Source organism: Rhodoluna lacicola (genome assembly GCF_000699505.1).
Taxonomy (GTDB): Bacteria; Actinomycetota; Actinomycetes; order Actinomycetales; family Microbacteriaceae; genus Rhodoluna; species Rhodoluna lacicola.
The window spans coordinates 746,723-759,353 of record NZ_CP007490.1 but is presented as its reverse complement, the minus strand read 5'-3'; the positions used below and the strand labels follow the sequence as shown (position 1 = coordinate 759,353).

The window sequence follows — 12,631 nt, the reverse complement described above, 5'->3', positions numbered from 1 at the left end:
CCTCTAGATTACTTCTACATCATCCATCTTGATGCGGATTGGACGCATGGCGCGGCCAGATTTAGCGCTTACTCGTTGCTGACCGGCAGAAAGCTTAAGTGACAATGCTTTGAGTGTTTCGGCAAGCTTTGCGCCATCGGAGTATTCGTACTTAATCAAAACGCGCCACTCAGAGGTCACACCTCTTGTCGAAATTGGCACTGGACCAAGGACTTCAATTCCAGATAGGGCACTAAGTTCACCTAGCACTTCTTGAATAAGTTCCTTTGAGGAACCAAGTGAGGCTAGTCTGATTGCCGGCGGAAATCTAAGTTCGGCTCGGGTGGCGAGCTCTCGTTGCGCAATCTCCGCCTGTGACCAAAGTGAGAACTTTTTAGCCAGCGCCCCAGATACGCCAACCAAAACACTTCTGGCCTCACCGCTACCAAGCGCAATGGCATTGGACCAAGCACGCACTGCATCCTCGGTAGACCGCAGCGTATCCCGGTTCAACGCGCGATTGGCATCCAAAATAACGATCGCTGCGTAACCACCAATCACTCTTGGCTCTGCACCTGGCGTGGATACCACTAAGAAATTGCCTGACTTCAGCGTTTGAGCCTTGCTCTCGGCGGTTGCTTCAATCAATTGCACACCAGGAAAGGCACGCCCGAATTCAGCAAGTGTTCGAGTCGAGCCTGCGGAACCTGGTTTTAATTTTGTTCCGGCGCATTCTTGGCACCGAAAATCCATGTTTACGGCATTGCACCAGCGGCACTTGACGTAGTTGCGTTCGTCAATCCAAAGCGGTCCGTTGCAATTTCTGCATTCGGCGCGCTTATCGCAGGAAGAGCAAAACACCGATGTTGCGGTTCCCTTTGCCGCCACTTGCACCAAGACCGGTCCGTTCGCCAATCCAGCACGAATCGCTTGCCACGCCATCGAGTCAACGCGCAGTTCAGAATCGGTGTTGGCGATTTTGGGTAGCTTGAAAGGCGTGCTGATATCCTCAAGGAATTTCAGCGAAACCAAACGAGCCACTTCTGTTGATCTGCTGTGACCTAGGAATAAAAGATTGCAATCCTGAATGCGTTGACGCATCAAGGCAACCTCACGAGTGTGGCTGTATGGGCTAATCGGCTCCTGATGACTTGGGTCGCCGTCGTCCCAGACGATTATCTGGCCGAGATTTCGAACCGGAGCGTAGATTGCAGATCTGCTTCCAACAACGATGCTCACATCGTTACTCAAGCAGGCAAGAAATGCAGCGTATCGTTTGGACTTTTGAGTGTCGGTTGTGAAGTTGATTACCGCGCTTGCAACTTCAGAATCGGTGAGTGCTTCAAGCAGGGCCACTTGGTCACGAAAGTCTGGCACGGCAATAATCACTGATGTTCCAGACCTAACTGCCCGTATGCAGGTGTTCAAAATCTGTTGTACCCAAATTGGCCCATTAGCATCGGTGACTGGTGCAACAAGAGCAGTTTGTTTAGATCCCTCGGAAATCGCTTTTGTTGACTCAGCAACCGTGGTGGACTCCAACCACTTCTTCTCAACCGCAACCGAGCGATCTGGAATAGCCAGCCGAAGTACGTCTGAAGCTGTTGAGGCCTGGCGGTCTGCTACGGCCCTGACTAATTGATAAACCCAGTTGTCTAACACCGGAGCCGAAGAAACTAATTCAGCAATTGGATTCAGGTCACCAGTGAAATCACTGCTCTCAACAACTTCAACAACGAAGCCATCTAAAAAGTTTTTGGACCTACCAAATGGCACTCGAACACGTACGCCTGCGATTACCTGGGCGGCTAGACCTTCAGGAATCAAATAGTCAAAAAGTCGGTCTAGTTGAGGAAGCGGTGAATCAATCACCACTCTGGCAATCATTTGGCTTGCAGGTCAGCTATTACGTCTAGCAGTTCTGCAGCTACTAAACGCTTTGACCCTTGAGCCGCCACGGTTCTACCGCTTCGTGTGAGAATCAGTACGTCGTTAGTGTCGGCGTCGAAAACGGCACCATTGGCGACATTGTTGGCAACTACCAAGTCGCAACCCTTATGTGCAAGTTTTGATTTAGCTAGTTCCTCAAGTTGGTGCGTGTCGGCAGCGGTCTCCGCTGCGAAGCCAACGGTGACAACCTGCAAGTGTTCGGCCTGAATCCGCTTAACAGCGTTGGCCAGTATATCTTCATTGGCGACTAGTTCTAACTGCAAGTGATTGCCCAACTCAGAACGTTTTAGTTTGTTTGAGGCTGTATTCGCAACCCTAAAGTCGGCAACTGCCGCCGCCATAACCAAGACATCTTGCTCGGCGAGTTGCTCGTTCAGCTTCTGACTTAACTGCTGTGTGTCCTGCACTGGAATGACATTCTGAATTTCACTTGGAACAGCCGCGATGTTGGCTGCAATCAGTGTCACAGTTGCTCCGCGTTGCGCAGCTTCAAGTGCAATGGCAATCCCCTGTTTGCCAGAAGACTTGTTGCCGATGAAACGAACTGGATCAATTTCTTCTCTGGTGCCTCCGGCTGTGATCAAAAATCTTTTACCGGCGAGGTCTTGCCTGCCAATTTTAGAGAGCGCAAACGAAACAATTTCTTCAGGTTCCGGTAGGCGTCCAATGCCGCTATCTTCCCCTGTCAGACGACCCACTGCCGGTTCAAGAATGTGCACGCCACGTTCGGTAAGCAACTTAACGTTTGCTTGAGTGGCCGGATGCAGCCACATTTCTGTGTGCATTGCTGGTGCAACTACTAACGGAGCCTTAGTAACCAGCAACGTGTTGCCGAGTAGGTCATCTGCGATTCCCGCGCTGTATCTGGCTAAGAACGATGCACTGGCAGGTGCAACGATTACTAAATCGGCTTCCTGACCAAGAGCAACATGCTTCACGGATTCAACATCGGTGTACAAATCAGGGTCAACCGTGTTATGAGACAGTGCCTCCAGCGTTGTGGCTCCGATAAATCGCAACGCGTTTTGGGTTGGTATCACCTTTACGGTGTGGCCCGCCTCTGTTAGTAATCGAATAATGGCCGTGGCCTTGTAGGCAGCTATGCCACCGGTAATACCAACGATTACGTGCATGGACTTTGTCTAAAAGTTTTGAGCTGTAATTACTCTGTTGCGTGCTTCTGTAGTTTGTTCTGGTCGATCTCGTGCATCGCGATTGTTAGTGGCTTCTCATCAACCGTTGCGTCTACAAGTGGTCCAACATTGTTGAACAGGCTGCCCTCGTGTAAGGCTGAGTAGTAGTCGTTAATCTGGCGAGCACGCTTTGAAGCAAAGATCACTAGTTCGTACTTTGAGTCAACCTTGTTTAGCAGGTTGTCAATCGCTGGAGAGACAATTCCTTCAAGCTTTTCAGACATGGTTCAACCTTCTTGTTAATTGGGGTGTTTTGGCGGTCCGGCCGCTAACTCTGTATCAAGTCTACGACTTCGGCGGCGCATCTGGCTACCTCATCGTTTATAACTACGTGGTCAAACTCCCCCTGAGCAGCTAGCTCCTCTCGGGCAGTCTCAAGCCGTTTTTCTTGTTCCTCAGCGGATTCGGTGCCCCTTGCGGTGAGCCTGCGCACAAGTTCGTCCCAACTAGGCGGGGTTATAAAGATGAATTTCGCCTCCGGCATGGTCTTTCGCACTTGCCTTGCCCCCTGGAGATCGATTTCTAAAATTACGTGCTCGCCTCGGGCAAGGGCTTCCAAAACAGGTTTGCGAGGCGTTCCATATTTATTCAGGCCGTGTACCGTTGCGTATTCCAGCATCTCACCATCGGCAATCAGGCCATCAAATTCCTCATGGCTGAGAAAGAAATAATTTTTGCCATAAACTTCGCCGGGTCTTGGTTTTCTGGTCGTTGCCGACACCGATAGATGGATTCCCGGAAAATTCTTTACGATGTAGTCGACTACGGTACCTTTGCCAACCGCGGTAGGTCCGGCAATGACGATCAACTTATTCGACATGAAATTAGCCTAGGCCAATCGCCAATTCGGCTTTAGCGCTATCGATAGCTTTAGCTAGTCCAGACTCACCTGCCTGAAGAACGCTTCTAGATACCGAATGGATTACTTGTGATGCTGCCTCTCCAAAAAGCTGCTTGCTTGCAGAAAGTTCTGCGCCCTGGGCGCCAAATCCCGGCGCGAGAATTGGCGTCGCAGCATTGGGCTGACCAGCCATGACTTGGCCGAGACCAAAGGACTGAAGATTTAGAGTCGCCCCAAGAACCGCACCAAAGGAACCGAACCTTGCATTTCCAGATGCCGTGACAGCGTTAATCTCGGCCAGGGATTCCCAGATTGACTTAGCCAGCGTCGTTCCTCCAATGGTGGCGCGTTGAACGCTAGCCCCCTCTGGGTTTGAAGTAGCTGCTAGAACGAAAACACCCTTTCCTCTTTCTGCCGAACCACTCAAGGTGTCCTTGAGTGAGCCGAAACCCAGGTACGGAGATACGGTCAGGGCATCGCAGATAAATGGAGCGTTTTTTCCCAACCAGGCATCAAAGTAGGCGTCCATCGTTGTTCCAATGTCACCGCGTTTGGCATCCATTATTACGAGCAGATCCGTTTCGGCCGCTCTTGCGGCAAGCCTTTCAAGGACCACAAATCCCTTTGAGCCATGGCGTTCAAAAAAAGAAACTTGGGGCTTGATGATGCCAACCCTTGATACCGCCGAATCAAGCACAGCGTTGGCAAATTTTTCCAGGCCGTTTACATCGTCTTCTAAACCCCACTGATTAAGCAGTGCCGAGTGCGGGTCTATGCCCACACAGAGTTGACCATACTTAGCAAATGAGTCGGCGAGTTTTGTACCAAAACTAATTGGCAAGTGCCACCGCCCTATCGATCGCGTGATCCTGCAAGGACTTCACTGCGAAAGGCCCGGCAATTACCTCTTCAAAAGATCCAATTGCCGCACTCAGCTGGGCAATGGTAGTAAAAATTGCCTTGTCTGCCGCCGTGGTTGCCGCTCTGATTTCGTAACCGTCTTTTCGAGCACTCGAGCCCGACGGTGTGTTTACGACCACGTCGACTCTTCCAGCTGAAATAAGTTCAACAATGGTTGGTCCCTCTGCCACGGAGCTGTCATCGGTGTGCTTTCGAACTACCTGGACATCTATACCGTGTCGCGCCAGAATCGCCGCTGTTCCGCTGGTGGCCAAGACTTGGTAGCCCAGTTGTTGAAGACGGCGAACAGGCAAAATTACCTGCGGCTTGTCACGATCCGAAACGGATATGAATATGCTTCCCGATACTGGCAGCGCACTGCCGGCAGCTGATTGGCTCTTTGCAAACGCCTTTGGGAAATCAACATCAATTCCCATCACCTCACCGGTTGAACGCATTTCAGGACCCAGCAGGGAATCTACAAACCGCCCATCCTTAGTTGCGAAGCGCTTGAAGGGCAACACCGCTTCTTTCACTGCAATCGGAGCGCCGGCTGGAATGTACGTTCCGTCCTTTTCAGGAAGGTGGCCTTCACTGACGAGCTCCTTGATGGTTCTACCAACCATGACCAAAGAGGCGGCCTTGGCCAAGGTTATACCAAGAGCTTTAGATACGAATGGGACTGTTCTAGACGCGCGCGGGTTTGCCTCAAGGACGTAGAGCACATCAGCAGCAAGTGCGAATTGCACATTGAGCAATCCACGAACACCTATGCCCTGCGCAATCTTAAGCGTTGCTTCACGTACTCGAGCAATTTGAGAGTCGCTCATTGTGATCGGTGGCAGAGTGCAACTTGAGTCACCGGAGTGAATCCCGGCTTCTTCAATGTGCTCCATTACTCCACCTACATATAGATCGGTCCCATCGAAAAGTGCATCGATGTCAATCTCAATTGCATCGTCTAGGAATCGATCAACCAATAGAGGATGGTTAGGTCCAACAATGCCTTGGTCCGCAATTCGATCAAAGTAATCGCGAATACCAGCCTGGTCATAAACAATTTCCATGCCGCGACCGCCCAGCACGAATGACGGACGCACCAGCACCGGATAACCGATGCGAGCTGCAATGATCTCTGCCTCGGCGAGATTTAGTGCGGTTCCGTTGGCTGGGGCAAGAAGGTCCCCGTCGTCAAGAATTTTCGAGAACAAACCGCGTTCTTCGGCTAGATCAATAGCATCAGGTGATGTTCCAAGGATTGGAATACCGGCCTCCTGAAGGCCTTTTGCAAGTCCAAGAGCGGTTTGTCCACCAAGTTGCACGACCACTCCAACGAGCTCACCACTCTGCTGTTCTGCGTGAATGACTTCAAGCACATCCTCAAGAGTCAGAGGCTCAAAGTAGAGGCGGTCCGAGGTGTCGTAATCGGTAGAAACCGTCTCTGGGTTGCAGTTGATCATGATGGTTTCATAGCCGGCTTCCGAGAGTGCAAAAGACGCGTGCACGCAACTGTAATCAAATTCCACACCTTGCCCAATTCGATTTGGACCGGAGCCTAAAATAACAACCTTCTTTCGATCAGAAGGCGCAACCTCAGTCTCCTCTTCGTAGGTGCTGTAGTGATATGGAGTTTCGGCCGGGAATTCTCCGGCACAGGTATCAACGGTTTTGAAAACCGGTCGAAGTTTCATCTCATGACGCATGGCGCGAACCTCGGGTTCACTGAGACCACGAATTTGAGCAATCTGTGAATCGCTGAATCCGTGATCCTTCGCCAACCTAATTACTGTCTCATCAAGGGACGGCGCAGCAGCGATGTCGGCGGCTATCTCGTTAATTAGAACTATCTGATCAATAAACCAAGGATCAATCTTGGTTGAATCGAAAACCTGCGCCGCCGTTGCTCCGGCACGAAGCGCCTGTTGTACCTGAACGATGCGGCCATCGGTTGGGGTTTTGATTTGCTCCAGCAGTTCAGCAACGTTGCCCAGCGCGCCGTCCCAGTGGAATGACGAACCACGTTTTTCAAGGCTGCGCAACGCCTTCTGCAGGGCCTGGGTGTAATTACGCCCAATTGCCATAGCCTCCCCCACGGACTTCATGGTTGTAGTCAGCGTGTTGTTGGCGGCCGGGAACTTTTCGAATGCGAATCGTGGAACCTTCACAACGATGTAGTCCAATGTAGGTTCAAAGCTGGCCGGAGTCACCCGAGTGATGTCATTAGGAATCTCATCGAGCGTGTAGCCGATTGCGAGCTTTGCCGCAATCTTGGCAATTGGAAAACCGGTTGCCTTCGAGGCAAGTGCACTCGAACGGCTAACACGTGGATTCATTTCAATAACCACAACACGCCCGTTCGATGGATCAACTGCGAACTGGATGTTGCAGCCGCCGGTGTCTACGCCAACAGCACGAATGATGTCGATGCTGATGTCGCGAAGATTCTGGTACTCGCGGTCTGTCAAAGTAAGCGCCGGAGCAACCGTGATTGAGTCGCCGGTGTGCACACCAACTGGGTCTACGTTCTCAATTGAGCAAACGACAACGCAGTTGTCGTTGGTGTCGCGCATCAACTCAAGCTCGTATTCTTTCCAGCCCAGGATTGACTCGGAAAGCATTACCTGGGTCACGGGGCTAGCCTGAAGTCCAGACTCGCAAATCCTGCGAAGCTCTTCTTCGTCGTAGGCGAAGCCGGAACCAAGACCACCCATGGTGAAGGAAGGCTGAACCATGAGTGGGTAGCCAAGTTCACCGGCTGCGGAAACGCATTCGTCAACGGTGCCACAGATCACAGATTTGGCAACGTCAGCTCCAGCATCAAGTACGAGCTGTTTGAATATCTGGCGATCTTCACCCTTCTTAATCGCATCTACCTTGGCGCCGATGAGTTCAACGTTGTATTTTTCCAAAATCCCAAGTTCATGCAATGCCATTGCAGCATTTAGTGCAGTTTGCCCACCCAGGGTGGGCAGAATTGCGTCAGGCTTTTCCTTGATGATGATTGATTCGATAACCTGCGGTGTTATCGGTTCGATGTAGGTGGCATCGGCAAAGTCCGGATCGGTCATGATGGTAGCCGGGTTGGAGTTAACCAAAATCACTCGAATTCCCTCGGCGCGAAGAACTCGGCAGGCTTGGGTTCCGGAGTAGTCAAATTCGCAGGCTTGACCAATAACGATTGGACCCGAACCGATTACTAAAACACTCTTTATGTCACTGCGCTTTGGCATTACTTAGCCGCCTTGTTCTTTTGAATGAGTTCGACCAGTCGGTCAAATAGATAATTTGAATCGTGTGGACCTGCCGCGGCCTCTGGGTGATACTGAACCGAGAACGCAGGGATGTCTAGACACTCAAGACCCTCTACGCAATCGTCATTGAGCGAAACGTGACTTACAGCGACTCGCCCATAGCCTGCCGGGCTTTGCACCTCTGGTCCACCTTCTACCTTGACGGCAAAACCGTGGTTATGGGCGGTGACTTCAACTTTTCCGGTTCTGCGATCCATGACCGGTTGATTAATTCCCCGGTGTCCAAAAGGTAACTTGTAGGTCTCAAAGCCCAGCGCTCGACCTAGCAACTGATTGCCGAAGCAAATTCCAAAGAAAGGCACTTTGCTGTCAAGAATCTCGCGTAAAACCTCAACCTGTGCCCCAGCTGCTTCCGGATCACCTGGCCCATTTGAGTAAAAAACGGCATCAGGATTAGCAGCCAGCAAAGTTTTGGAGTCGACCTTAGCTGGAAAAACCACAACCTCTAGACCACGAGCTGCCATGTGCTCAATAGTGGAACGCTTGATGCCAAGGTCAACGATGGCTACTCGTCCAACTTTGGAACCGTCGGCCGGGATTGTGTAACTCTCAGCCGTTGTGACTACGTCACTCAGTGAGAGGCCCTTCATTTTTGCTGCGCCCTGAACTTCAGAGATCAGCTGTTCAATGGGAAACTTGGAGGCCTCTCCAGAAAATACACCACCCCGCATTGAGCCAGCGGTGCGGAGGTGACGAGTCAAAGCACGGGTGTCAATTCCTGAAATGCCAACTACGCCAAACTTCTTGAGTTCCTCTGATAGCGAGCTCTCTGAACGAAAGTTTGAAACGATTCTGGACGGGTCGCGCACGACATACCCTTCAACCCAAATACGCTGCGACTCTTCATCGCGAGCGTTTACTCCGGTGTTCCCAATGTGTGGCGCAGTTTGAACCACAATTTGGCCCGCGTAAGAAGGGTCTGTGAGTGTTTCCTGATATCCAGTCATTCCAGTCGCGAACACTATCTCGCCAAGAGACTTGCCTTCCGCCCCGTAAGCCTGTCCGCTAAATACGCGTCCGTCTTCAAGTACAAGTAATGCCTGACTCATCTGGCTGCTCTCTTCTTTGTGTTAGTCCCAATAATTTCTTCTAATGCATTGGCTATTGCTGAGCGACCGCTCGGCTCTAATATGCGAACTTGGGTTGCCAAGTTAACGCCCTCGTGTATCCAAGACACCGATATCAAGCCGTCACGCTCAACGGCCTTGTCGATAGCAACCTGAGTGAAATCTACGCTGACTAGGTTGGATCTTTGGATTGCTAACGGCCGTTCTCCTTTACGAACAATCAACAATCCCTCGGTGAAGACAAAAACCTGCGAAATCCCTCTTGCTCCAAGGCCGTAGGCGTTAATTCTCTCTAAATGGTTCGCCGCTCTGGTTGTGGCAACGTAAAAGGCATTTGCTTGGGCCAGCAGCTCACCAAAGAAATCCAGAGCTTCAAGAGGCGCTGAAAACTCAGCAGCCTGCTCGGCCGCACGTTTCCGCCAAGCACGAATAGCAAGCCCTGCTAACAACAAAAAAAGAACGAGGCTGATGATAGCCATTGATTGTTTAGCCATTAGCTTCTTCCCTGCTCTGCCAAAATTGAATCGCGAACCGTGAAATACCCGCGGTAAATAGTGTGAGTAATTTTTCCAGGTAATTCCAAGCCAACAAAAGGTGAATTAATGGACTTTGACGCGGACTCGGACACCACTTTGCGCTTTACCCTTGGGTCAATTAAAACGATGTTTGCAAACGAGCCGGCCTGAATCTCTTGACCCTGCTCTTGATCTCCAGCAATCCGTGCAGGATTCTTGGACAATACCTGACTGAATCTATTCCAGTCGGACTTGCCACTTTGGATCAAAACTTCTTGGGCGATAGACGCTGCTGTTTCAAGACCAAGCATTCCAAATGCCGCAGCATTCCATTCGCAGTCCTTGGATTCAATTGGGTGTGGTGCGTGATCCGTGGCGATTATGTCGATGGTTCCATCGATTAGTGCTTCTCGGAGTGCAGTGACATCTTCTGAAGTGCGCAGCGGCGGATTAACTTTGTATACGGAGTCATAGCTGCGGACGAGGTCATCGGTCAGCAATAGATGATGAGGGGTTACCTCTGCGGTCACCTTTATTCCGCGCGCCTTTGCCCATCGTACGATTTCAACAGATCCCTTAGTCGAGAGATGGCAAATGTGAATTCGAGAATCAACATGCTCTGCCAACAGAACATCTCGCGCAATGATCGATTCCTCGGCAACCGAGGGCCAACCAGTCAATCCAAGCTCTGCACTCACGGCTCCCTCGTGCATCTGAGCGCCCTCGGTCAAGCGAGGTTCTTGGGCATGCTGCGCAATTACACCGTCAAATGCCTTGACGTACTCCAAGGCGCGCCGCATGATGACCGGATCGTGAACACATTTTCCATCGTCCGAGAAGACTCTTACTTTTGCTTTTGAATTAGCCATGGCCCCCAGTTCGGCCAACTGCTTTCCCTCTAGCCCAACAGTCACCGCACCGATTGGGTAAACATCGGCATAACCAGCTTCCTTACCCAGCGATGCAACCTGTTCAACGACTCCGGCGGTGTCAGCAACTGGCATGGTGTTTGCCATGGCGTGCACAGCGGTGAAACCACCAAGAGCAGCAGATTGGGTTCCGGTTAATACTGTCTCACTTTGTTCGAAACCTGGCTCGCGCAAGTGAGTGTGTAGATCCACGAAACCGGGCAAGGCCACTAGGCCGGTGCAGTCAATCGTTTCGTCTGCGCGGAGCGATTTCCCAACCGCAACAATCTTTTCGTCTTGAATTTGAATGTCCTGAACACTGCCATCCGCAAGTTGAGCATTCTTTAGAACGTAGTTAGTTGGCATTGGTGTTCCTTTCACCTGACAAGAGTGCGTAAAGTACAGCCATTCGCACAGAGACTCCGTTTGTAACCTGCTCTAAAACTGTTGACTGAGGCGAATCAGCAGAAATCGCGTCGATCTCAAGTCCACGGTTCATCGGTCCTGGGTGCATCACGATTGCACTGCTTTTTAGTTTGGCCAAGCGTTGCGCGTTGAATCCCCAGATACGTGAGTATTCACGCTCTGACGGAAAGTAAGAAGCGTTCATGCGCTCAGTCTGGATTCGAAGCATCATCACAACGTCAAGATTTTCGGACTCGATCGCGTCATCAAGTGAGTAGTGCAGTTCTGCACTTAAGCGGCTTAAGTTTGCCGGAAGCAAAGTTGGTGGAGCAATAAAGTGAACCTGCGCACCCAAAGTATTGAGCAAAATCAGATTTGACCGGGCAACTCTTGAGTGCAAGATGTCGCCAACTATTGCAACATTTACTCCATCCAAATCCTTACCAAGTGAAGAGTCCCCGTGAATGCGCTTGCGCATCGTGAATGCATCCAAAAGTGCCTGGGTTGGGTGTTCGTGTGTTCCATCACCGGCATTGATGATGCTGCCGTTGATCCAACCTGAATGAGCAAGCTTGTAAGCGGCACCCGATGCCGAGTGTCTAATCACTACGGCATCTGCACCCATGGCCTCTAGTGTTTGGGCGGTGTCTTTGAGGCTCTCCCCTTTAGAAACGCTGGAGCCCTTAGCCGTGAAGTTAATAACATCTGCTGAAAGTCGCTTCTCGGCCAGTTCGAAAGAAATGCGAGTGCGTGTTGAGTCTTCAAAGAATAGGTTGACGACTGTTTTTCCGCGAAGAGTTGGAAGTTTCTTGATGTCGCGGTGATTAACTCCAGCCATTTCCTCGGCAATGTCTAGAATCTCGATGGCGGCCTCACGGTTTAGATCAGCTGCAGAGAGTAGATTTTTCAAGATTCAATCACCACCGCATTTTGGGAATCGGTCTCCGAGAGATTCACATTGATTCGCTCTTCACGAGCGGTTGGAAGATTTTTACCTACGAAATCAGCGCGGATTGGAAGTTCACGATGGCCTCTGTCAACCAGGACTGCAAGTTTTACCGCTCGGGGGCGACCATACTCACCAAGCGCATCAAGGGCCGCACGAATGGTTCGACCGCTGAACAATACGTCATCCACCAAGACCACGACCTTGTCATCAATTCCCTGCTTCGGAATTTGGGTCTCAGTTACAGCCCTAGTGGGGTTTGCCGCTAGATCATCTCGATACATGGTGATGTCTAATCGACCAAGAATGTTTGAAATATCTGCATTCGGCTCTGCCTTGGCGATTACCGCAGCGATACGCTCGGCGAGTAGAACCCCCCTGGTTGGGATTCCAAGAATAATCAGGTCTTTGGTGCCATTCTTCTGCGCTGAACTCTTCTGAACTGCAGTGTTGGCTTCAAGAATTTCGTGAGCGATGCGTGTGACAGCGCGATCTATATCTTCACTACTCAAGACGGTGCGTGCGGACACGCCCACCTCCTTCTCCGCCTCTCTGGACGGTCTTTAAAGGATGTTTGTAAAATTCTAGCAGGCCACTAGATGGAAATCACCTGGCA

At 51.0% G+C, this 12,631-nt stretch carries 11 protein-coding genes; all 11 read right to left on the bottom strand.

The window, feature by feature from the left end; translation table 11 throughout:
* Nucleotides 1-3: 3 nt before the first annotated feature.
* From RHOLA_RS03710 to pyrR, 11 genes are read right to left on the bottom strand one after another with little or no spacing between them, the layout of a single operon-like run.
* On the bottom strand, nucleotides 4-1,866 hold the full coding sequence (locus tag RHOLA_RS03710; protein WP_038502428.1) for a primosomal protein N' family DNA-binding protein: 1,863 nt from the start codon (nucleotides 1,864-1,866) through the stop codon (nucleotides 4-6).
* Nucleotides 1,863-3,062, bottom strand: coding sequence for a bifunctional phosphopantothenoylcysteine decarboxylase/phosphopantothenate--cysteine ligase CoaBC (coaBC, locus tag RHOLA_RS03705; RefSeq protein WP_038502427.1), 1,200 nt, complete (start codon nucleotides 3,060-3,062; stop codon nucleotides 1,863-1,865). The genes RHOLA_RS03710 and coaBC overlap by 4 nt, the downstream gene beginning before the upstream one ends.
* A gap of 29 nt (nucleotides 3,063-3,091) precedes the next feature.
* Nucleotides 3,092-3,346: a DNA-directed RNA polymerase subunit omega gene (gene rpoZ, locus RHOLA_RS03700; protein ID WP_038502426.1), complete on the bottom strand. Its 255-nt coding sequence runs from the start codon at nucleotides 3,344-3,346 to the stop codon at nucleotides 3,092-3,094.
* A gap of 44 nt (nucleotides 3,347-3,390) precedes the next feature.
* A complete protein-coding gene (gene gmk / locus RHOLA_RS03695) occupies nucleotides 3,391-3,942 on the bottom strand; it encodes a guanylate kinase (RefSeq protein ID WP_038502423.1) in 552 nt (183 codons plus the stop codon).
* Nucleotides 3,943-3,946: 4 nt separating this feature from the next.
* Complete coding sequence (gene pyrF / locus RHOLA_RS03690; RefSeq protein ID WP_051636252.1) at nucleotides 3,947-4,804, bottom strand: orotidine-5'-phosphate decarboxylase; 858 nt, start codon at nucleotides 4,802-4,804, stop codon at nucleotides 3,947-3,949.
* Complete coding sequence (carB, locus tag RHOLA_RS03685; protein WP_038502422.1) at nucleotides 4,794-8,093, bottom strand: carbamoyl-phosphate synthase large subunit; 3,300 nt, start codon at nucleotides 8,091-8,093, stop codon at nucleotides 4,794-4,796. Before carB ends, pyrF begins: the two co-directional genes overlap by 11 nt.
* Entirely contained in the window at nucleotides 8,093-9,223 is a 1,131-nt protein-coding gene (gene carA / locus RHOLA_RS03680) for a glutamine-hydrolyzing carbamoyl-phosphate synthase small subunit (RefSeq protein WP_038502420.1), read from the bottom strand. The genes carB and carA overlap by 1 nt, the downstream gene beginning before the upstream one ends.
* Nucleotides 9,220-9,735 (bottom strand): PH-like domain-containing protein, encoded by a 516-nt coding sequence (locus RHOLA_RS07070; RefSeq protein WP_051636251.1) that lies wholly within the window; start codon nucleotides 9,733-9,735, stop codon nucleotides 9,220-9,222. The genes carA and RHOLA_RS07070 overlap by 4 nt, the downstream gene beginning before the upstream one ends.
* Entirely contained in the window at nucleotides 9,735-11,030 is a 1,296-nt protein-coding gene (locus RHOLA_RS03670; RefSeq protein ID WP_038502419.1) for a dihydroorotase, read from the bottom strand. Before RHOLA_RS03670 ends, RHOLA_RS07070 begins: the two co-directional genes overlap by 1 nt.
* Nucleotides 11,020-11,979 carry an aspartate carbamoyltransferase catalytic subunit gene (locus RHOLA_RS03665; protein WP_038502417.1) on the bottom strand — a complete coding sequence of 320 codons (960 nt, stop codon included), beginning with the start codon at nucleotides 11,977-11,979 and terminating at the stop codon, nucleotides 11,020-11,022. Before RHOLA_RS03665 ends, RHOLA_RS03670 begins: the two co-directional genes overlap by 11 nt.
* Complete coding sequence (gene pyrR, locus RHOLA_RS03660; RefSeq protein WP_338050477.1) at nucleotides 11,976-12,551, bottom strand: bifunctional pyr operon transcriptional regulator/uracil phosphoribosyltransferase PyrR; 576 nt, start codon at nucleotides 12,549-12,551, stop codon at nucleotides 11,976-11,978. The genes RHOLA_RS03665 and pyrR overlap by 4 nt, the downstream gene beginning before the upstream one ends.
* Nucleotides 12,552-12,631 lie beyond the last annotated feature (80 nt).

Excerpts from the sequence above, each read along its gene's own strand:
- RHOLA_RS03710 (WP_038502428.1), bottom strand. The coding sequence starts at position 1,866 with ATGATTGCCAGAGTGGTGATTGATTCACCGCTTCCTCAACTAGACCGA.
- RHOLA_RS03670 (WP_038502419.1), bottom strand. The coding sequence starts at position 11,030 with ATGCCAACTAACTACGTTCTAAAGAATGCTCAACTTGCGGATGGCAGT.
- RHOLA_RS07070 (WP_051636251.1), bottom strand. The coding sequence starts at position 9,735 with ATGGCTAAACAATCAATGGCTATCATCAGCCTCGTTCTTTTTTTGTTG.
- gmk (WP_038502423.1), bottom strand. The coding sequence starts at position 3,942 with ATGTCGAATAAGTTGATCGTCATTGCCGGACCTACCGCGGTTGGCAAA.
- coaBC (WP_038502427.1), bottom strand. The coding sequence starts at position 3,062 with ATGCACGTAATCGTTGGTATTACCGGTGGCATAGCTGCCTACAAGGCC.
- carA (WP_038502420.1), bottom strand. The coding sequence starts at position 9,223 with ATGAGTCAGGCATTACTTGTACTTGAAGACGGACGCGTATTTAGCGGA.
- rpoZ (WP_038502426.1), bottom strand. The coding sequence starts at position 3,346 with ATGTCTGAAAAGCTTGAAGGAATTGTCTCTCCAGCGATTGACAACCTG.
- carB (WP_038502422.1), bottom strand. The coding sequence starts at position 8,093 with ATGCCAAAGCGCAGTGACATAAAGAGTGTTTTAGTAATCGGTTCGGGT.